Below are 19,590 nucleotides of genomic sequence, written 5' to 3'. Positions count from 1 at the left end.
CGCTCATTCGGGACGTTGATCAAGTCTCGACCGCAGGCCGGTCAACACGACCAGAATGCAGCTGCCGTCGTCGATGACGTTGACTCCGGCATCGCGCGCCAGTTGCGACGCCTGGTCGTCTTCGGCGCCGGGCTGCATCCAGATATGCTTGACGCCCGCGGCCACCGCATCGGCGACGACTCGCCGGGTAACCTCCGGCGGTGTGATGATCGACAACGCCTCAGGGACCTCAGGTAAATCGTCGATTTTCGGATAGGCACGGTGTCCTTCGACTTCCTCCTGCGCGGGGTTCAGCGGATACACCTTGCGGTCGGCGGCCAGCAGCGCACGAAAGACTTTGTTGCCGTATTTGTGCTGTCGCGTGGAAGCTCCGGCAACGGCGTAGGAGCGGGCGGTGAGAAAGCGTTCGATTTTATCCATCGGTTCATTGTACCGAGTCGCCGGCGGCTCGGGCCAGGGTGGAATCCGGGCCGACGCGATGACTTCCGGCCGCCGGCGCGTTGGGGGGCGGGGCATTTGCTGGGGACGGAACCGTCAGTTATCGTCTGCACAGGTGGTTTTCCCTTTAATCAGATCCACTTTTGTCCTGCAAAGAACTCCTATGCCTCTCCGCATCCCGCTGCTACCGCTTGTCGTCATTCTATTGATCGCCGTCAGTTTTTCGCCGTGCACGAGAAACGCTCAAGCCGAAGACGCAGGACGCCCGCTGAATTTCGTGGTCTTTCTGGTCGACGACCTGGGCTATATGGACATTGGCGCCAACAACCCAGACTGTTTCTACGACACGCCCAACATCGATCGGTTGGCGGCCCAGGGGATGCGGTTTACCGACGGTTACGCCGCCAATCCGGTGTGTTCGCCCACACGGTACAGCTTGATGACCGGCAAGTATCCGACGCGCGTCCAAGCGACGAACTTCTTTTCCGGCAAGCGTTCGGGGCGATTTCATCCGGCTCCACTGAACAGCAACATGCCGCTGTCGGAAACGACGATCGCCGAGCTGCTCAAGCAAAAGGACTATGCGACCTTCTTCGCCGGCAAATGGCACCTGGGCGAGAGCGAGTCGCATTATCCGCAGGCTCAGGGCTTTGACGTCAACATCGGCGGACATCACCGCGGCGGACCCTACACGGGAAAGCGGTATTTCGCTCCGTTTGAGAACCCCGAGATGCAGCGGGAAAGCCCTCCCGGCGACCATCTGCCGGACCGCTTGGCTCGGGACACCGCGGCGTTCATCGCCGAACACCGCGACGAACCCTTTCTCGCCTACTTGGCGTTCTATTCGGTGCACACGCCGCTGATGGGTCGACCGGATCTGGTAGAGAAATATAAAAAGCGAGCCGCCGAGATCGAGGGCGAAGCGTTTGCCGAAGAGGAGCAGGTGTTCGGCAACCGCCCGCGACGCGTTCGCATCCTGCAGGATCACGCGGTGTACGCCGCGATGGTCGAAGCGATGGATCAAGCAGTGGGAAAAGTCATGACGCAGATCGAAGCGTCGGGCCTCGCCGATTCGACGGTCATCGTATTCACGTCCGACAACGGCGGGTTGTCGACCAGCGAAGGGTCGCCGACCAGCAATCTGCCGCTTCGCGGCGGCAAGGGCTGGGTGTACGAGGGCGGGATCCGCGAACCCTGGATCATCCGCTACCCCGGCGTCACCGAATCGGGCTCGGTATCGCACGAACCGATCTGCTCGATCGACCTATTGCCGACGATCGCCGCGGCGGCCGATCTGGACGTCCCCGCTGGCGTGGACGGCGTCGACCTTCGACCGGCTCTGGAAGGCAAGCAGCTCGATCGTGAAGCCCTGTACTGGCACTACCCGCACTACAGCAACCAGGGCGGCATCCCCGGCGGAGCCATCCGGATGGGGCAGTACAAATTATTCGAACGCTACGAAGACGGCCGAGTCCATCTGTACGACCTCGAAGCCGACATCGGCGAACGACACGACCTAGCCGACGAGATGCCCGAGCGGGTTCGCGACATGCGGCGGCGTCTACACAAGTGGTACAAAGACGTCGACGCCAAGTTCCTGCAGGAGAAAGACGGCCGCCAACCCTGGCGCCCGGCAAACTATCAGCCGCTGACGCGCTAGCGTACGGTTCCTTGTCTCTATCAGCCGCTGACGCGCTAGCGTACGGTTCCTTTTCCTGCCGCTTCACCACGAAACGTCGCGCAACCGAACCGTGGGCTAGCGCCCTGCGGCTGATGCGGTTACTGCCGCCACGCGGGCCATCAGCCGCGACGCGCTAGCGTACGGTTCCTGGTCCTGCCGCTTCACCACGAAACGTTGCGCAACCGAACCGTGGGCTAGCGCCCTGCGGCTGATGATGGGGTGGCCGGGGGCCCATCAGCCGCGACGCGCTAGCGTACGGTTCCTTGTCTTGCCGATTCACCACGATGCATCGCGCAACCGAACCGTGGGCTAGCGCCCTGCGGCTGATAGTACTGTAGAAACAAAATTATTCTCACCCCTCTCCCCCGAATCCTGGCGAGCCTAAGCGAGTCAGGATTCGGGGGAGAGGGGAGTAAAAATTGGAATAGAATGGATTCCGCGAGACCCGGAAGTGCGATCCGGTGTTTGAAGAGTCTCAGGAGAGAGAGTAATGCCCAACTACAATTTTGCGACGCGCTTAGCGCCCTGCGGCTGATAACGATACGGCCGCGCCTCTATCAGCCGCTGACGCGCTAGCGTACGGTTCCTTGTCGCGCCGATTCACCGCGATGCATCGCGCAACCGAACCGGGGCCTAGCGCCCTGCGGCTAATGTGGTTACTGCTACCGCGCGCCCATCAGCCGCTGACGCGCTAGCGTACGGTTCCTGGTCCTGCCGCTTCAGCGCGAAACGTCGCGCAACCGAACCGTGGGCTAGCGCCCTGCGGCTGATGGTTCGGCCACCGTTGGGCACGCGAAAAGCCCTCTGCCTGCACATCAGTCTGCAACGGGTCGGCGTGCAGACAGCGCAGGGACGGTGTGCACCGGTAAAACGTATGCTCTGCTATCCCATAGCACCGAGGCACCTCGCCTTCGAACGAGCTCATCGGTTAGGCTTTGCAAAAACATTGGCAATCCAGCCAGGTTCCTTTTCAACGCGTCGGGAATGTCGAAGCCGTGTATTTGCAAATGCGAGAGAAGCTGAACGAGTATCTGTCGGCCTATGGGGTAGGTGATGTCGAGGGGCAGTGGATCGCGGCCGTGATCGTCTTTTTCGCGACCCTTGTCATCGTCTATCTGATTCGCAGCATCGTGGTTTGGCGAGTTGCCAAGTTTGCCGAGCGAAGCACGACCGTGTGGGACGACGCCGCGGTGGAATCGCTGCGACAAACGCGCTGGTGGTTCGTGCTCGCGTTCGCCGTCTTTTGCGGCAGTTACATGATCGAGCTACCGGGAGAACGCACTCGCGATGTGCTCGAAGCGGTCATGGTGTTGATCCTTCTGTTGCAAATGGCCATCTGGGGGCACACCCTGATCACGGCCGGCGCCGCGGGCTACGTCGAGCGGCGTCGCCCCGATGATCCGGCGGCAGCCATGACGGTCTCGGCGCTCGCGATGATCGGGAAACTGGTCCTATTCACGATCCTGTTCCTGCTGGCCCTGGACAACCTGGGTGTCGACGTCACCGCCTTGATCGCCGGACTGGGGGTGGGCGGGATCGCCGTCGCTCTCGCGGTGCAGAACATCCTCGGCGATCTGCTGGCGTCCCTCTCGATCGTGTTTGACAAACCCTTTGTGCCGGGTGATTTCATCGTGGTCGGCGACAAGTCCGGCACGGTGCGAAACATCGGCCTGAAAACCACTCGCCTTCAGAGCCTATCGGGCGAGCAGTTGGTGTTTTCGAACAACGACCTGCTGCAAAGCCGGATTCAGAATTTCAAGCTCATGTCCGAGCGTCGCGTCGTTTTCAGCGTCGGCTTGACCTACGACACCCCGCGTTCGGTCCTGCAGCAGGTACCGGATCTCTTGCGAGCCAGCGTCGAAGAGCAGGAGAACGTCCGCTTTGATCGAGCTCACTTCAAATCGTTCGGCGATTTCTCGCTGAACTTCGAGACCGTCTACTACGTTTTGACTCCCGACTACGCGGCCTACATGGACATCCAGCAAGCGATCAATCTATCGCTGCACGAAAGAATCGAGCAGGTCGGCGCCGAGTTCGCGTTCCCAACGCAAACTCTCTACGTCGAAGACATGAGACCCGACGCGAAGACGAACTCTACGCGTTAACGCCCCGTGCCATGTCGAGCCGTTTGGGCGAAAGGCCCCGGTCTCCACGAGCTCTTGGCCTATCACTCAATCCAGCAATGAAGTCAGTACCTTGCTAGACGACTTTTTTTCATTCGGCGATGTAAGCGGGTCCAATAATTCCATTGGCTGTGGAGGGCTAATGCTCATCTTCGCCATCGCTGCATTACTGTTCATGGTTATGGTTTGGATGTCGTGAGAGCGGGACATCGCCCGATTGGGCGGCGGGTCTGGTCACGTTTCCCGGTGGGAGCGGAGGTGGTAGGCTTGGAGCCTTGTCTGGTTGGAGCCGGTTTTCAGTCAGGGCCGAGCCCCGAACAGAACTATTGGGTGGGGTCGGTTGCCCGGCGTGAGGTGGTGGAAACATCGACGTCTTGGAACGATGTGCTGGGATGGCGGTTGTCTGTGGGACTGTTGGGAGCTCGTGCGTTGTGACTGATTGGATTTGTATCGCCGGGGGAACGTTGTTGGTCCTGCTGGGGATCTTCGAAACGTTTCTGGCTGTCCTGCATCCCCGCGCGGTCGTGGGACCGCTGACGGGCGTCGTCGTTCGTGTGCATCATGTGGTTTGCCGGGTGGTGCTCGGCCACGAAGGGCGGCTGACGTTCTGCTGTGGGCCGCTGTTGATCGTCTTTCAGATCCTCTGCTGGGCGACCACTCTGCTGCTGGGCGTGGCCCTGATCGCTTGGCCGCATCTGGGCAACGGGATCATGACGTCCGCCCACGAGATGCCGGACACCAACTTTCTGAATGCGGTCTACTACGCGGGCTTCAATCTGACCACGCTCGGCATGGGCGACCTCGTTCCCAAAACGGACTCGATGCGGATCGTGACGATCACCGTGTCCGGATTGGGGTTCAGCTTCTTTACGCTCGTGCTGGCTTACGTGATCTCGATCTATTCGACGCTGGCCGGCCGGAACCAGTTTGCCGACGAGATCGCGTATCGCACGGCGCGAACCGGCGACACGTCCGCTTATCTGCAGTCGTATTTCCGATCGCAGAACTGGGAATTGCTGTATCAGGACCTGTTTACCTTGGCTTCTAAAATGGCCGAGATGCTGGAGTCGCATCACTTCTATCCGGCCCTGCACTACTTTCGCTTTAACGAGTCGCGGTATGCGATGACGCGCATGCTGGGGTTCTGCCTGGAAGCGGCAACGCTGCTGCGGGCGATGGAGCAGCACGGCGTGCTGCCGGCAAATATCCCCGCCGAGCCGGCCGATCGCTTGTGGTTCGCCAGCATGCAAATGTTGAAGGACACCAAAACGCATTTCCTGCGCGACACGGCCGGGACGGATAAGGAACGCCATCGACTGGCAGATCATCTCGCGGGGCTGTTGCAACCCTTGTGCGATGAAGCGGCCGTCCGGCGGGTCGAAGCCGGGTATCGCGAACTGGCCAAACAGTGGGATGACGATCTGAAGCAGTTAACCGAGGGTGGCGGCAAGGTCCAAAGTCTCACGAGTTCAGCCGGGGACGCTGGAGTCTAGCCTTTAGGCGATTCGGGCTGGTCTCGGGGCGGCTGAAGCCTGGACTTTAGCGCCCGAGGTTGGTGGGGTCGGCTGGGGGTCTGGGTTCACAGGCTGGAAGCCTATGCCACTGGGTTCACAGGCTGGAAGCCTATGCCACTGGGTTCACAGGCTGGTTGCCTATGCCACTGGGTTCACAGGCTGGTTGCCTATGCCACTAGCGGATCCAGCTGTCCCAGGCTCCGTAGGTTTGGGTGATCTTGCCGCGGGGAATCGAGAGAGCGGCGACGGCGATGCCGAGCACTGTTGCCGCCAGGGCGAAGCCGCTTGGAGCTTGGTCCGCCATCCAGGGACCGATCACCACGGCCGCCGCCAACGGCAGGTTCAACAATCGCCCCGTGCGGATCACTTCACCCATCGAGATCACCGAAAACGTCACGATCAACGCCCCGCCCAGATGCGCAATATCCGCAGCCGTGGTTTCGATGTCGACGCCGAAAGCCGTAGGGAGGAACATGATCACGATGCCGAGCATCATCGTGGCGACCAGCGTCCAAGGGAAACTCATCCCCCAAAACGAGGCTCGCACCACAGCGACCGGGTGATCGGCAAACTCCATCATCGCCGGCGAGCGCTCGTCCGGCGTGCAACCGTCGGGCTTGCCGCCCTTCCAAAAAACGGTCCACACCGATCCATCGCGGTCTCCGCGGCGTTTGGCCTGACGCATGTGCTGGAACATGGCGACGACCTCGTCGACCTCCAGCGGAATCATCGGCAACATGATCAACGCGGCCAGCAGACACATCGTGCACCAGGCGTGCACCAGGACGGGCTGGGAGATCACCAGGAAGATATGCGTCAGCCCCAGCGGGATGACCAGCACGCCGAAGAAGGCCACCATCCAGGGCATCGTACGCCAGCGCGTCGACGCGCCCATGTAGCCCATCAGGAATTCGAAGGTGTACGAGATCGTGCCCAAGCCGCCGTCGGAAATCGGCCACATGTGCGACATCTTCGAATCCAGCACCTTCTTGCTGCCGGACTGGAAACTAAAGAACGGATCCCAGACGTAATCGATGTAGCCCAGCTGGTACATGGCCAGGTACCGCGAGACGAAGAAGCCCGCGACGCCCGTGACGATCATGATCCATCGCTGCGGCCAGCTGGACGGGTTGTAGCTCCAGCCCGGCGGCTGGTCGGGACCATGCTGCATGTACATGATCATATTGGGCATTCCGGGGATCAGGATCGTCAGCGCCATGACCAGAATGCCGACGAAGGAGTCGTTGGCGTAGGCGGCAGCCGTGGGCGCCCAGAACAGGACGGGAGCAAGCGTCAGCCAGACGCCCACCGCACAACAGGCCCACAAGCTGTACGGACGATTCGGCTTCAGCGACCGCATCCCCAGCACCACCAGCAGTGCGCCGCAGACCACATCGCTGACCGTCATCAACCACGCTCGCAACTGCCGCAGCTCGGCCGTCGAATCCTCCGCGAACCAGGGACCACGGTTGCCGCTGGGATCCACCCACAGCTGCTCGTTCAAGTACCCGAAGCTAAAGGGCGCGAGCAGCAACCAGATGCCCAGCAAGGGCAGCGTCCAGTAGATCCACAGCGTTTGCTTGTGGTGCATGTGCAACATCTGCAGCCGATCATCGTGGCTCATGTGATGACCGCCCCCGCCCTGCTCGTCGCCGCCCTCCTGCTTGTCGTCTTTGCCGTGATTATGTTGGTCGTCGTGCTGCTCGTGCGAGCCGTGCTCGCCCTGCTGGAATTGCATTTCGGCCATGGGCCGCGTCACGCCGCGCGACCCCATCCCCAGCTCGTGCTGCTTTTCGTCGCCCTCCGGTTTCGATTCGTCGTCCGGTCGCTCGTGGTCGTTCATGGTCCTGATTGACTGATCGAGAGGCGAATCACGGCGGGCTTTCCGCGGCCACGCCAACCGTGGAGAATGTTTGCAAATACCGTTCCAGGGTATGGAATGGGGCGGCGGAAAGGGTGCAATCGATTTGTGCGAACGTTTACTCCCCTCTCCCCCGAATCCTGGCGAGCCTAAGCGAGTCAGGATTCGGGGGAGAGGGGTCGGGGGTGAGGGGGATTGCCACGTGCCGCCTTCGTCCTTATGTGCTGTGTAGTGCTACGGCATGCGTCAAATCTACATGGAGTCAAGTTACAGGCAGTTGCGCCGGAGGCCCCTCACCCCCAACCCCTCTCCCCGCCGGCCTGGGCAAGCACCACTTGCCCAGCCCGGCGGGGAGAGGGGAGCAAACGTTCGTAGGGATAAGCTCCGTCAGCATCGGGGAATATTAATACAGGTTGCAACCTACTCAACCTTCGGCGCGAACGGCCGAGGTGTGGTCGTTCGACAGCTGCTCGAGCGACGCCACTTTCTCGGAACTGACGTCCACTCCCAGATCCTTCAATCCGTCGGCAGTGGTGAGCCCGTCCTGGATGATGGACAGCGACCCTTCGGTTTCGATGATGACCGCAGCGACCTCGTCTGGTTCGGCGATGCCCTGCTTGCGCATCGCAGCCAGTACCTCCTCCTGCGTCAAACGCTGCGCACGCATCGCATCGTCCAGATAGTGCCCCTGATAGAAAACCAAGGTCGGCGTCGCCTTGATCAAGCCACTGTACCACTTCCAGCGAACCGCAATGAACGTATTGATGAACTGCAGGACGACCAACAACGCCAGCGCCACGACGCCCTGAGCCAGAGAGACGTCCTTCGAGATCAACACCGTGGCCAGGGTCGAACCAAAGGCCACCGTCACGACGAAGTCGAAAGCGTTCATTTTCGACAGCGTCCGCTTGCCGCTGACGCGCAGCAGGACGACGAGCGCCGCGTAGGCAAACGTACCGATGGACAGGGTGCGGAGGACCGATGTCCAGCCGTCGAACACCATATTCCAGCTGAGTTCATTCATCGTCTGAGTCTGTTCATCGTGGTTTTCGACTTCGCGTTATCGATTGGAATGCAGCAAGATCCATGCCTAGTGAGCAAAAGCGACGGAGTCCCGGTTCGGGCACGTCGACATAATCGCTCCCATCGCTGCAGCTCCCGATCCTTACCCGATAGATCCCGCTGAACAAACTGGCTTTCCTTGGATACCCCCCTGACGTACTTCCGATATATCCAGCTAGGCATGATGGCGGCTGAAGCAAGGCCGTTGGTGGGCGACGACCTGCCTGCGACGGCTGTGCATTACGACTGGTCGCCGAATAATCTTTATAGGAATTCTGCTGATGCGACACCTCGTCCTTTCACTGTCCTTCGTCGTTAGCGTCTCGATGTTCTGCCCCCTGTCCCAACCGGCGATGGCAGAAGAATCCGGACGCGTGGGGCTGGCGAAGCCGGTCACGATCGCAACGACGGGGCCGGATACCCGACAGGTTTCGCACGCCGGTGGCTCCAATGCCAACCGGCACGCTGCCGACCGATCGGCCGCCGAAGCATCGTATCCGTCCACCGCGCCGGCGGACCTGCCGACCAGCGTCACGCGTCCCAGCGGAGTACTGTCGTTGGCGACCGGAGGCCCGGCCGTGCTTCCCGAGCTGCCTTTGGCCAGGGGCGGTTGCCAACCGCGTCCGGCCGTGCGGTGCACCGGACCGTGCTACCGCGGGTGCACACCCCCGATCTACTACGGCACCGATCCCACGGACGACGATCCCGTACTGTCGATGTCGCCGACCGTGTGCGACGCCTGCACCACGCACTGGTACGAGCACGCCTTGCGGATGATCCTTCGCAAGAAGGCGATCACCGAAGCGTATCGAAATTAAAACTCCGCCCAATCGCTGCTTCCTCGCCATGGATGGTTCGAGCATGAAACGCACTTCCTTGTTCTCGTTGGGGCGACGTTGCTTCGCCGTCGGTCTGACCGCGATGCTTGCCGCTTCGGCGCACGCCCAGTCGCCGACCACGCAGTCCCAGTCGGCGGATCCCGGCGCCCGTGGGCTTGGCAATCCCGCCCCGCCCACGTCGCAGGCGGACCTGCGGCCACGGGTCGGAGAAGCGTTCACCGAACCACCGCCGGTGCCGCCCTCGCCCCGGCGGCTGACCGAAACGATGTTCGCGACCGGCGAAGCACCGCTGACGCTCGACGCGATCGAAGCGATGGCCTGCCGCCACAATCCGACACTGGCCCAGGCCCAAGCCCAGATCCAAGGCGAACTGGGCAAAGCCATCCAGGCGGGTTTGGTTCCCAACCCCCTGGTTCGCTACGTCGGGGAACAGTGGGGCGTGGGCGGTACCAACGGCGAGTGGCAAGGTGTCGAGTTTTCGCAGCGCATCGTTACGGGGCGAAAGCTGCAACTGAGCCGAGCGAAGTTCCTGCAAACGACGCGGGCCGCACAGTGGCGAGCCCTCGAGCAAGAGTTCCAGGTGCTGAACGACATTCGAATGCACTACTGGCGAACACTGGGCGAGCAACAACTGGTCGAGATCCACAACGAGATCCTCAAGAACGCCGAGGACAGCGTCATAACCGCGCGCGAGTTGTACAATCTGGGCCAGGCCACCAGGGCGGACCTGCACGATGCGAACATCGTGCTGCAACAAGCTCGCTTGGACCTGTTGCTGGTCCGCAACCAGTTCAACGCGGCTTGGTGGGAATTAATTTCGCTGGCCGGAATGCGGATGCAGCCGGCGCCGCTGGTCGGCGCATTGGACGGGCCGGTCGAGCCGATTGATTTCGAGCAAGCTCTGGATCGGCTGGTCAGCGACAGTCCCCAGATTCTGGCCGCCCGAGCCAAACTGGCCGCCGATGAGTTGAAGGTTCGCCGAGAAACGGTCGAACCCATTCCCGACCTCGTCGTCACCTACGGCTACGGACACAACTTCGAAGCCAAGCAGAACACCCACAACACGGCCTTGCAGATGGAGATCCCGCTGTACGACTGGAACCAGGGGACGATCCGGCAAGCGGAATCGGATGTGGTGCGGCAGCGAGCCGAGATCGCTCGCATCGAGTTCGATCTGCAGCGGCGACTGGCCGGAGTGTACCAGCAATACCTGACGGCCATGCAAAAGGTCCGCAGTTACCAGGCAGTGATCGTCCCCGAATCCAAACGAGCCTACGAAGTGCTGTTGGATGCCTACAAGGAAGATCGCGTTGCATGGCCGCAGGTCTTGGACGCACAGATCAAGTATTACCAATTGCGTGCGGAGTACGTTCGGCAACTGGTCACGTGGCGCAGCAACGAAACGTTGATTACCGGTTATCTGCTGCACGGCGGGTTAACTGCGCCCACCGGCCCCGAACCGCCCGGGCATATCTCGGCCGTGCCTAAACCGCGGTAGTCGTGCAGCGGCGTTGTCTTTTTGTTCTGCATAGGGCGGCGGAAGCGTCAACTCTACACCAAGCTAAGTTGCAGTAAGTTGCACCTGAGCCCCCTCACCCCCAGCCCCTCTCCCACCACCGCTTCACTCGCTGACGCTCGCGGCGCCGCGGGGGAGAGGGGAGTAAAGTTTTTTAAGAATTCATTCCGCTAGCTTTCGAGACCGCGTTGTCGCGCCCGTTGCCGCTCACATCGGCGGCGCGTCCTGATACCGCTCGGGGTCGCCGAATCGCCGCACGATCTCGGCGAACACGGCGCCCTTCTCGACCGGTTGGTCGCTTTCCATCACCAAGCGATACAGGTCGTCGGGCAGGACCCGCATGACGGTCATCAGGCCTTTGACCGCCATCGGGTAATTGGCTCGCATGCCTCGGGTTTCGCGGCGTTGCCACAGCCGCTGCATCTGCGCCATGGTCCGTTCCATGCCCTGCATTTTCTGTGGATAACCGGGCGTGTCCCAGGCCGGACCTTGCCGAGTGAAGTCGACGGCCGGCCGCGTTGTCGTATCGGCGCGGTAGCGATCGACGTTAACGTTCTCCCGAATCCGCGGTCCTACCTGACGGACCATGTGGTTCATCATGTGGTGAATCATGTGGCAGTGGAAAATCCAGTCGCCCGGGTTGTTGGCAATGAACTCGAAATCGGTGGCCTGAGCGACGCCCACCAAAGAGTTGTTGCGGGGAATCCAGGCGGTGCTGGGCGCTCGCGCCCCCTCGTGGCCGGTAACCCAGAACGTGTGCCCGTGCAGATGGATCGGATGGTGTTGCATGGGGGCGAAGTTCAGCAGCCGCACGCGGACGCGTTCGCCGTGTTTGCAGACCATCGGAGTTGTCAGTGGACCGCTGCGACCGTTGATCGTATGCCAGCTCCAGTCCATCGCCCAGGAATCGCTGACGGTCTGAGTCGGGTCGATATGAAAGTTCTGAAAGATCAGCCCAAAGTCGCGGTCCACAGGCGGGTTGAAAACTTTTCGTGGATGCACGATGAACCAGCCGACCTGCCCAAACGCCTCCTGCATCGCAACGTGTGAGTGGTAAAAGAATGTGCCCTCCTCGTGGACGTCAAACTCATACACCATGGTCCCACCCGGTTTAATCGGGTTTTGCGTCAGCGTCGCCGCTCCGTCGTACTGCACGGGCAGTTCAAACCCGTGCCAATGCACAAAGGTGTCTTCGGGCAGTTCGTTGGTGACCACGATGCGCACGCGGTCGCCTTGATTGACTTCGATCGTAGGCCCCGGCATGCTGCCGTTGTATCCGTACACATTCATGAAATAGCCGGGCAGGAACTCACGCTGGACGGCCTGCGGAACCAAGTGAAATTCCTTGACACCGTCGACCATCTTCCAGGGCAGCTTGGTCAGGTCGGGAGCTTCGAAGGGTGCGGGGCCCGCGGCAGCCGGCCGGAAGCCTGGCATCATTTTGCCCAGGTAGTAGGGCGAATCGGGATCGTTGCCTCGAGAGGGTTTAAAGCGGCTGAAGCCCTCCATTTCGGCTTCGACCTCGGTTCCTTCGGGAAGATCCGGGGCGGCATTCGGCTGGCCCACCGGCTCGGGCGCCTTGGGATCCTCGGGCAGGGGCTGGTTCTGCTGTTGCGCGGCGTCCTGGGCGAGAGCGTTACCGGCCACACTAACCGCAGCGGCGATGCTGCCGACTTTCAAGAACTGGCGTCGATCATCACGGTTGCTCATCTCGTTCTCTCGGGTTCGCGTTACTTTAGGTCGGCCCCACGCAGGCGGAGGGCGTTGCCGATGACCGACACGCTGCTGAAGCTCATCGCGGCGGCGGCCAACATCGGGCTGAGCAGCCAACCGAAGACGGGGTACAGCAAACCGGCTGCGATCGGCACGCCCAGCGCGTTGTAGACGAAGGCGAAGAACAGGTTTTGGCGAATGTTTCGCATGGTTTTGCGGGACAGTTTGACCGAGCCGGCCACACCGCGCAGGTCGCCTCCCACCAGGGTCACGCCGGCCGATTCCATCGCGACACCGGTGCCGGTGCCCATTGCGATCCCCACGTTCGCTTCGGCCAATGCCGGTGCGTCATTGATGCCGTCACCGGCCATGGCCACCACTTTGCCCTGGTCCTTCAGGTCCCGAACGAATTGATGTTTCTGTTCCGGCGTGACGCCGGCTTCGAAGCGATCGATGTTCAATTGGCGGGCCACCGCGCGGGCCGTGGGTTCGGCGTCGCCGGTCAACATCACCACTTCCAGTCCCAACCCATGCAGGGTCTGCACAGCGCTGGGTGTCGAGGCTTTGATGGGGTCACTGATCGCGATCATCGCGGCCAGTTTGCCATCGACCGCCACAAACACGGCCGTCGCTCCGTCGCTTTGGTGCTCGCCGGCACGCTCGGTCGCGTCGCCGGGGACGGGGATTTCGTGTTCCTCCAGGAGGCCAGCTTTACCGATCAGGAGCTCGCGACCCTGCACGCGGCCGCGAACGCCGCCTCCGGTGATGCTGTCGAACGCTTCCGCGTCGAATGTGGCGACGTCGTCTGTCGAGGTCGATTCGTGGTACCGAACCACCGCGCGGGCCAGCGGATGTTCGCTGTGTTTCTCGACCGCCGCCGCCCAGGCCATCACGTCGGCTTGGCTGTGCTGGCCCAAGGCTTCCACGGCGGTCACTTCGGGCCGGCCCTCCGTCAGTGTGCCCGTTTTATCGACGACGACCGTATCGACGTTTTCCATCACTTCCAGCACTTCCGCGTTCTTGATCAGCACGCCCTCCTTGGCGCCGCGGCCCACTCCGACCATCACCGACATCGGCGTGGCCAGGCCCAGAGCGCACGGGCAGGCGATGATCAGCACCGCCACAGCCGCCACGAAAGCATGCGCCAGTCGCGGCTCCGGCCCGAACAGAGACCAACCGATGAAGGCTAGAATCGCGGTCACAATGACCGCCGGTACAAAGTACTGTGCGACCACATCGACCAGTTTTTGAATCGGAGCTTGGCTGCGTTGGGCGTCGGCGACCATCTGGACGATCCGGCTGAGCACGGTTTCGTTGCCGACGCCGGTCGCTTCGATCACCAACGAACCGGTCTGATTCAACGTCCCGCCGGTCACGGCGTCGCCTTCGGATTTGGTGACGGGAACGGGTTCGCCGGTCAGCATGGATTCGTCGATGCTGCTGCTGCCGCTTTTCACACGACCGTCGACCGGAACTTTCTCGCCGGGACGCACGCGCAGTGAATCGCCGACCTGGACCGCATCCAAGGCGACCTCCTGTTCCTGGCCATCGGGCTCGATGCGGTGCGCCACGTCGGGCGTCAACTGCATCAGCTCGCGGATCGCTCCGCCGGTCTGTTGACGTGCTCGCAGCTCCAGGACCTGTCCCAGCAGGACCAGCGTTACGATTACCGCCGCGGCCTCGAAGTACAACGGCGCGACACCGTCTTCGTAGAAGGCCCGGGGAATCCAGTCGGGAAACAGCACCACGAACACGCTGAAGGCATAGGCCGCCAGGGTGCCCACGGCGATCAGCGAAAACATATTCAGATTCATGCTGCGAAAGCTCTTCGCGCCCCGCACCAACAACGGCAGGCCGCAGTAAAAGACAACCGGCGTGGCCAGCAGCAGCTGCGTCCAGCCAAAGGCCGCGGGCGAGAGCCAATCGGCGACCGACAAGCCGATCATCGGCCCCATGGCCACGACCAACAGCGGTAACGAAAGGACCGCACCGATCCAGAACCGCCGCTTCATGTCGGTGTACTGAGGATCATCACCGTGGTCCGCCATATCGACGAACTTCGGCTCCAAGTCCATGCCGCAGATCGGGCAATCGCCGGGCCCCACCTGCTCGATTTCGGGGTGCATCGGGCAGGTGTAGATCGCATCGGGATCCGCCGGATGATCTCCCGCTCTGGACGCCGAATGGCCGCTGCAGCAACCACCGCTTTCGGCCCCGCTGTCCGCCGCTTTCGCGGCTTCGCGCTGGGCGGCTTTGGCCAGCACGCCCGCGGGGTCCGCCTCGAACTTTTTCTGGCATCCTGCACAGCAGAAGTAGTAGCTCTGTCCCTCGTGCTCGCTGGACAGGCTGCCCGCCACTTCGACAGTCATGCCGCAAACCGGATCGGTGGCCTTCGGCTGAGCGGTTGGCAGGTCGAAGGAAGGGTTTTCAGAAGTAGCCATGAATCTCTCGAAAGGCATCCGGACAGAAAGGCAGCTGCAAGAATACCCTCTACCGGTATGCAAGTATTGTGCCAACTCCATTGTACAGCGAGCGGTAGCGGTGCTCGTTACAATGGACCGCTTCTCGACCCCGCAAATCGGAAGTCATCCGTCCGCAGGCAAACCATTTCGTATCCGCAGGCCAACTCAATGAATACGACGCCGATATTCACGCAGACTGGGCGAGTGCACTCCTTTGTTGGCCGGCGGACGCTTCTCCCGGGGGCCGTTTGCCTGGCGGTAGCGTTCTTCGGTTTGGCCTGCCCTTCGCTTCTGAACGCCGACGAATTGCGCTACGCCATCTCGCCGGATCAGCTGGTTGCCTACGAGGTCACCATTACGATTGAAAAACCGACCGAGCGTATATCGAGGACTATCGTGAACGGACAAAAGCGTCGGCGCCGACCAACCCTTTTGAATGACCAGCGATGAACCAAGATCCCGACCAATCCGAACACGACAGCGCGAACGACCGGACGCTGATGGCCGAGGAACGGACCTTCAGCGCCTGGGTACGCACGGGGCTGACCTCGATGGCCACCGGGTTGGGGATCGTCAAACTGCTGCCTCAGGCGGAAGCGTCCTGGGCGATGAAAGCCCTGGGCGTGGTGCTGATCGCCGTGGGCGGACTGGCCTTCGCGTTCGGTTTCGCCGGCTATCGGCGCGGCCGCAAGCACTGGTCGGGAGCCCACGGCCGAGCGGTGCCGCTGTGGATGCTGAGCGTGTTCAGCGTGCTGTTGATCGCGGCCACCGTGTTGGCCTTTCTGGCGTTGTTACCCAACTGAGCGGCGTTGTCGTCTCGCTAGACCGTTTGTCCTTCCGAGGAAAGCTGCGAGCGGGATACGTCGATACAGGTTAATCCTTCCGCTTCGGCGACCTGGATGGTTCTCGCGTTGGCATCCTGCAGGCAGTGGATGGCAAACGGTCGGCTGTAGGTGGGCTGTAAGCCGGTCGAGAAAGCGAGGGATTGTCGCTGGGCAGGCGAGAAACGAGCGAGCAATTTGTCCAGTCCGGCCAGGGGATCATCCAGACCGATCAAAGCGACGCGGTGGCCACGATGCAACAGCCCGGTGAGCCGTTCGACCAACGGTGCTGACATCGGTGGGCAGTCGCCGCGCCATCGCAGCGGCGAGCCGGGTAGCGAAAAGCGGGACAACCGGCCGTCGCTGCGAACCGGACGCAAGGTCAATCCGCCCAGCGCCAGCGCGGTTCGCGCCACGGCCGTTGCCATTGCCCCATAGGCTCGGAACTGGGGCGTGCGAAGCACCAGGAATCGCGTGACGATGTCTTCCCCGCCGCGACTGCTGTACTCCGGTCCGCCGCACATCGTGCGGCTGATCGCCACCCGCTGGCGATCGATGGGGAAATAATTGATCGAGTCGCGGTTAGCGGCCGAGCCGGGCAAGCGGGTCGGCGCCCAGCGACACAGCTCCGTCGCCACACGCGGATCGATTCCCGCCGACTTGGCGACCAGTTGATACCCTCGGATGCCCGGGCGGCAGGACGACGCGTAGATCGCTTGTTCGACTTCGATACCTGGCATAACTCAGCCCAGAGGCGGACAACGCGGATGCAAACAACGCGTTCTTACAGACAAAACCTACGCGACCAGCCAACGCAGCGGTTCGATGACTCCTTGCGGCTGGATGTGCAGCGGAAATCCCTCGCGACGTCCGCGGTCGTCCAGCATCGTCCCGGAGTTGCCCGCAACGCTGGCGGCAAAGAAGGCATGCTTGTCGAAGGTCCGTTTGCAGAACTCAGCCAAGCGCGGCGTGTTGTTGGCAGCGAAACGCTCGGGGGCTTCGGTGGCTTCGGGACACGCGTCGCTTTTTGTAAATACCACGGCCAATGCAGGCGGCGGGGCCGAGGATTGTTTGCCGGCGCCAAAGGCATGGGTTTCGGCGATGTAGGAAGCCAACTTCAGGGCGAACAGGTCTTCGCTGGAGCCGGCGTCACGTACGCGCAGCGAATCGCACAACAACATCACACCGGCGGATTTCAATACCGTGTGGCGGACGGCGGGATAGGTCCCCGGGTGCTCGATCTCCATCGCGATGGCTTCGCCCGCCAAGTCGGGCGAGATCAGATCGAGGTAGCGACGCGAGGACTTTTGCTGATGGGTCAATTGGCAATGCACCCATTTCCAGGTCTCGGCTTCGGCCGGTGTCTTTTCGGGATACCGACGATGTTCCAGCGCGTTGACCACCTGTTCCTGCAGAGCAATCGTGAACGGGCTGGTCGTCGTCCCGCGAAAGGATTCCTGGGCATTACTCAAAATGTCTAGCAGCAGTCCCAGATAGACCGTCTTGCCGGCTCCGCTGGCCCCCAGGACCGATAAAAACGATTTGTCGCCGCTCCGCGAGGCGACCGTTCGCGACAAACTTGCAGGGGTCAGACATCGTGAACAATAGCTGTGATCGTCGGCCAAACGCTGGTCGCAGCAGGCACAGTAGACGGTGATCGGCGGACAACCGCCGGCAAGCTGTTCGGGCGTGGTGATCATGGTGACTTGAGCAACGAACGAGTATTGAAAGGATCTAACGGTGGCCTATGCCACAAAGTAGCTCGGCTGTCCCAGCCGAGAGGTTGGTCGTTCACGGCTGAGACAGCCGTGCTACTATCCACAGGCTGGAAGCCTATGCCACAAAGTAACTCGGCTGTCCCAGCCGAGAGGTTGGTCGGTCACGGCTGAGACAGCCGCGCTACTATTCACAGGCTGGAAGCCTATGCCACTGGCAGGGCGGCGGACTCCAGGCAGCAGCGAAAACCGACGTTCGCCGCTCGGTAGGTCATCGGGTGTCCGCTGCGGAACCGGCAGGTGGCCTGAGAGGCAAAGTACGTGTCGAACGCGCCGCCGCGCACTTCGGCCAGGGTTTCGTTGCCGCGGACGCTGGTCTGCGCGTCGGCTTCGAAGGTCAGTTCCGTATCGGTCCATTCCCAGACATTGCCGATCAATTGAGCGATCCCGTTGGGGGTGTCGCCGTCGGCGAACGCGTCGACGGCAACGGTTTGCCGCTGGCCGCTGGACCAGAGATTCGCACGCTGCGGTTCGAAGGCGTGCCCCCAGGGGTAGCGGCAACTGTCGGCCGGATCGCTTTGATCGAACCAGCTGGCCGCGTGCTGCCACTGCAGCGCGGAGGGCAATCGTTTACCGGCCCAGCGGGCGTAGGCGTTCGCTTCGTGCCAGCAGATGCCGACGACCGGGTGATTTAAAAGATCCTGCGGCGGCCGCCCATCGATCCAGAAGCGTGGCCCCTGGTGGTCGGTTGTGTCGACGAAGCGCAACAGCAGCGGCAGCATCTCGGCCGGCCAGTACTGAGGGTCTTGGTAGCCGCCGTCGTCGACAAAGCGGGCGTACTGGGCATTGGTGACGCAGTGTCGATCCAGGTACATCTCGGCCACGGATATCGCTTCGCCCTGAACCGACTCGATCGTGAACACTCCATCGTGGCAGGAGACCCACGGGCAATCCAACACCACACGGCCGGCCGGTACAAATGCCATCTTGTGTTCGAGCATCTGCCAAGCACAACGGGTCGAGACCTCGTCGAAGACCACGCTCTCTGGATGAGCCAGCACCTGGCAATACCGCCCGTCGCGAATCAAACGACGGCTGTCCGGCGGCGCGGCCGATAGGTCCGGCTCGGTACCGTTCGGCGACGAGACCGATTCGGCGGTGGCCCGCCGCGAACCCACGGCGTTGGCGATTAAAGTTGCGAGCGACAAGGAAGCTGACTCCCGAAATGGGTGAGATCGATCTAGGGTTTTTCTTGGTTTGGTTTGGTTTGGTCGGCAGCATCGGATGCGGGCGGAAGACTTCGAACGCAACAAGCGTCAAGGACGCAGCGGCGATGATCGCGGCCTCAGACCGAACAGGGACCGCAACCGGGGCGGAGGATCGGCTGTCCTGGGGGCTTGGCAGGGGGCAAAGACGCGCTCGCTCAATCGCTCCGGTGCCGCCGCTGGCGACTCGGCCGCGGGGGTGGTTGCCGGCCTATCGACGGGCTCCGCCGTCCCCGCTGGCGGAGTCGCCTCGTTTTGCGCCGGGTACGGTGTTGGTGCTGCGGGATTCGCGTTCGCCGCGAGGGACTCGGCACCGGCCGTTTCCGCAGCCACGGTCCGCGCCGGCCGCGAGTGGCCCTCGCCGGCCTGTGGCAGTTTGGCTCGCTCCTGCAACAGTTCCCGCTGTTGCTTCTCCAGTTCCAGCCAGCCTCTGGAAAGCTGCTCGGCCTCTGCCTGCAGCCGAGCGTACTGCGTCTGCAGGGCATGACTGGCTTCATCGCCACCGCCACAGTGGGGACAGTGGGGATCCGGCGAGTGGCCAGAGGCGTCTGTTTCGGAAGGAGAGTTCACTGGGACGGAC

At 62.0% G+C, this 19,590-nt stretch carries 15 protein-coding genes; 6 read left to right on the top strand and 9 right to left on the bottom strand.

Annotated elements, in window-relative coordinates; translation table 11 throughout:
• Positions 1-3: 3 nt before the first annotated feature.
• Positions 4-420: a CoA-binding protein gene (locus tag GE027_RS06055; protein ID WP_153556291.1), complete on the bottom strand. Its 417-nt coding sequence runs from the start codon at positions 418-420 to the stop codon at positions 4-6.
• Between the two features lie 181 nt (positions 421-601).
• Here GE027_RS06055 and GE027_RS06050 point away from each other — a divergent pair, with 181 nt between their 5' ends.
• The 3 genes from GE027_RS06050 to GE027_RS06040 all read left to right on the top strand — a co-directional run bounded on the left by GE027_RS06050 (position 602) and on the right by GE027_RS06040 (position 5,735).
• The gene (locus GE027_RS06050) at positions 602-2,098 is read left to right on the top strand and encodes a sulfatase (RefSeq protein WP_153556290.1); all 1,497 of its coding nucleotides are present in this window, start codon (positions 602-604) and stop codon (positions 2,096-2,098) included.
• Positions 2,099-3,126: 1,028 nt separating this feature from the next.
• Positions 3,127-4,224 (top strand): mechanosensitive ion channel family protein, encoded by a 1,098-nt coding sequence (locus tag GE027_RS06045; protein WP_153556289.1) that lies wholly within the window; start codon positions 3,127-3,129, stop codon positions 4,222-4,224.
• Positions 4,225-4,673: 449 nt separating this feature from the next.
• Positions 4,674-5,735 carry a potassium channel family protein gene (locus GE027_RS06040; RefSeq protein ID WP_237607326.1) on the top strand — a complete coding sequence of 354 codons (1,062 nt, stop codon included), beginning with the start codon at positions 4,674-4,676 and terminating at the stop codon, positions 5,733-5,735.
• Positions 5,736-5,931: 196 nt separating this feature from the next.
• Here the strand turns inward: GE027_RS06040 and GE027_RS06035 are convergent, their stop codons facing one another.
• Together GE027_RS06035 and GE027_RS06030 are read right to left on the bottom strand one after the other, a co-directional pair.
• A complete protein-coding gene (locus GE027_RS06035; protein ID WP_153556287.1) occupies positions 5,932-7,599 on the bottom strand; it encodes a vitamin K epoxide reductase family protein in 1,668 nt (555 codons plus the stop codon).
• Between the two features lie 442 nt (positions 7,600-8,041).
• On the bottom strand, positions 8,042-8,641 hold the full coding sequence (locus GE027_RS06030; protein WP_202617338.1) for a DUF421 domain-containing protein: 600 nt from the start codon (positions 8,639-8,641) through the stop codon (positions 8,042-8,044).
• A 319-nt stretch (positions 8,642-8,960) separates the two neighbouring features.
• On the opposite strand from GE027_RS06030, the gene GE027_RS06025 reads away from it, so the two are divergent.
• Together GE027_RS06025 and GE027_RS06020 are read left to right on the top strand one after the other, a co-directional pair.
• Positions 8,961-9,497 carry a hypothetical protein gene (locus GE027_RS06025; RefSeq protein WP_153556286.1) on the top strand — a complete coding sequence of 179 codons (537 nt, stop codon included), beginning with the start codon at positions 8,961-8,963 and terminating at the stop codon, positions 9,495-9,497.
• 43 nt (positions 9,498-9,540) lie between these two features.
• Positions 9,541-11,016 (top strand): TolC family protein, encoded by a 1,476-nt coding sequence (locus tag GE027_RS06020; RefSeq protein WP_153556285.1) that lies wholly within the window; start codon positions 9,541-9,543, stop codon positions 11,014-11,016.
• Between the two features lie 225 nt (positions 11,017-11,241).
• Here the strand turns inward: GE027_RS06020 and GE027_RS06015 are convergent, their stop codons facing one another.
• Positions 11,242-12,744 carry a copper oxidase gene (locus GE027_RS06015; protein ID WP_202617337.1) on the bottom strand — a complete coding sequence of 501 codons (1,503 nt, stop codon included), beginning with the start codon at positions 12,742-12,744 and terminating at the stop codon, positions 11,242-11,244.
• Between the two features lie 20 nt (positions 12,745-12,764).
• Positions 12,765-15,188 carry a heavy metal translocating P-type ATPase gene (locus tag GE027_RS06010; RefSeq protein ID WP_237607325.1) on the bottom strand — a complete coding sequence of 808 codons (2,424 nt, stop codon included), beginning with the start codon at positions 15,186-15,188 and terminating at the stop codon, positions 12,765-12,767.
• Positions 15,189-15,655: 467 nt separating this feature from the next.
• On the opposite strand from GE027_RS06010, the gene GE027_RS06005 reads away from it, so the two are divergent.
• The gene (locus tag GE027_RS06005; RefSeq protein WP_153556283.1) at positions 15,656-16,012 is read left to right on the top strand and encodes a YidH family protein; all 357 of its coding nucleotides are present in this window, start codon (positions 15,656-15,658) and stop codon (positions 16,010-16,012) included.
• Positions 16,013-16,029: 17 nt separating this feature from the next.
• Here GE027_RS06005 and GE027_RS06000 read toward each other — a convergent pair whose 3' ends face one another.
• From GE027_RS06000 to GE027_RS05985, 4 genes are all read right to left on the bottom strand, one after another.
• Positions 16,030-16,770 (bottom strand): GAP1-N2 domain-containing protein, encoded by a 741-nt coding sequence (locus GE027_RS06000; RefSeq protein WP_153556282.1) that lies wholly within the window; start codon positions 16,768-16,770, stop codon positions 16,030-16,032.
• 57 nt (positions 16,771-16,827) lie between these two features.
• Complete coding sequence (locus tag GE027_RS05995) at positions 16,828-17,730, bottom strand: TRAFAC clade GTPase domain-containing protein (protein WP_153556281.1); 903 nt, start codon at positions 17,728-17,730, stop codon at positions 16,828-16,830.
• A 221-nt stretch (positions 17,731-17,951) separates the two neighbouring features.
• A complete protein-coding gene (locus tag GE027_RS05990; RefSeq protein WP_153556280.1) occupies positions 17,952-18,953 on the bottom strand; it encodes a formylglycine-generating enzyme family protein in 1,002 nt (333 codons plus the stop codon).
• Positions 18,954-19,061: 108 nt separating this feature from the next.
• Positions 19,062-19,580, bottom strand: coding sequence for a hypothetical protein (locus GE027_RS05985; protein ID WP_153556279.1), 519 nt, complete (start codon positions 19,578-19,580; stop codon positions 19,062-19,064).
• Positions 19,581-19,590: the final 10 nt, after the last annotated feature.

Origin of the sequence: Roseimaritima sediminicola, from assembly GCF_009618275.1 — a bacterium.
Classification (GTDB): Bacteria; Planctomycetota; Planctomycetia; order Pirellulales; family Pirellulaceae; genus Roseimaritima; species Roseimaritima sediminicola.
The sequence above is the reverse complement of the archived record's forward strand: the minus strand, read 5'-3'. Positions and strand labels throughout refer to the sequence as shown.

Bases quoted from the DNA above. Each gene is read 5' to 3' on its own strand.
- GE027_RS06055 (WP_153556291.1), bottom strand. From the start codon at position 420: ATGGATAAAATCGAACGCTTTCTCACCGCCCGCTCCTACGCCGTTGCC.
- GE027_RS06050 (WP_153556290.1), top strand. From the start codon at position 602: ATGCCTCTCCGCATCCCGCTGCTACCGCTTGTCGTCATTCTATTGATC.
- GE027_RS06045 (WP_153556289.1), top strand. From the start codon at position 3,127: ATGCGAGAGAAGCTGAACGAGTATCTGTCGGCCTATGGGGTAGGTGAT.
- GE027_RS06035 (WP_153556287.1), bottom strand. From the start codon at position 7,599: ATGAACGACCACGAGCGACCGGACGACGAATCGAAACCGGAGGGCGAC.
- GE027_RS06030 (WP_202617338.1), bottom strand. From the start codon at position 8,641: ATGAATGAACTCAGCTGGAATATGGTGTTCGACGGCTGGACATCGGTC.
- GE027_RS06025 (WP_153556286.1), top strand. From the start codon at position 8,961: ATGCGACACCTCGTCCTTTCACTGTCCTTCGTCGTTAGCGTCTCGATG.
- GE027_RS06020 (WP_153556285.1), top strand. From the start codon at position 9,541: ATGAAACGCACTTCCTTGTTCTCGTTGGGGCGACGTTGCTTCGCCGTC.
- GE027_RS06015 (WP_202617337.1), bottom strand. From the start codon at position 12,744: ATGAGCAACCGTGATGATCGACGCCAGTTCTTGAAAGTCGGCAGCATC.
- GE027_RS06010 (WP_237607325.1), bottom strand. From the start codon at position 15,188: ATGGCTACTTCTGAAAACCCTTCCTTCGACCTGCCAACCGCTCAGCCG.
- GE027_RS06005 (WP_153556283.1), top strand. From the start codon at position 15,656: ATGAACCAAGATCCCGACCAATCCGAACACGACAGCGCGAACGACCGG.
- GE027_RS06000 (WP_153556282.1), bottom strand. From the start codon at position 16,770: ATGCCAGGTATCGAAGTCGAACAAGCGATCTACGCGTCGTCCTGCCGC.
- GE027_RS05995 (WP_153556281.1), bottom strand. From the start codon at position 17,730: ATGATCACCACGCCCGAACAGCTTGCCGGCGGTTGTCCGCCGATCACC.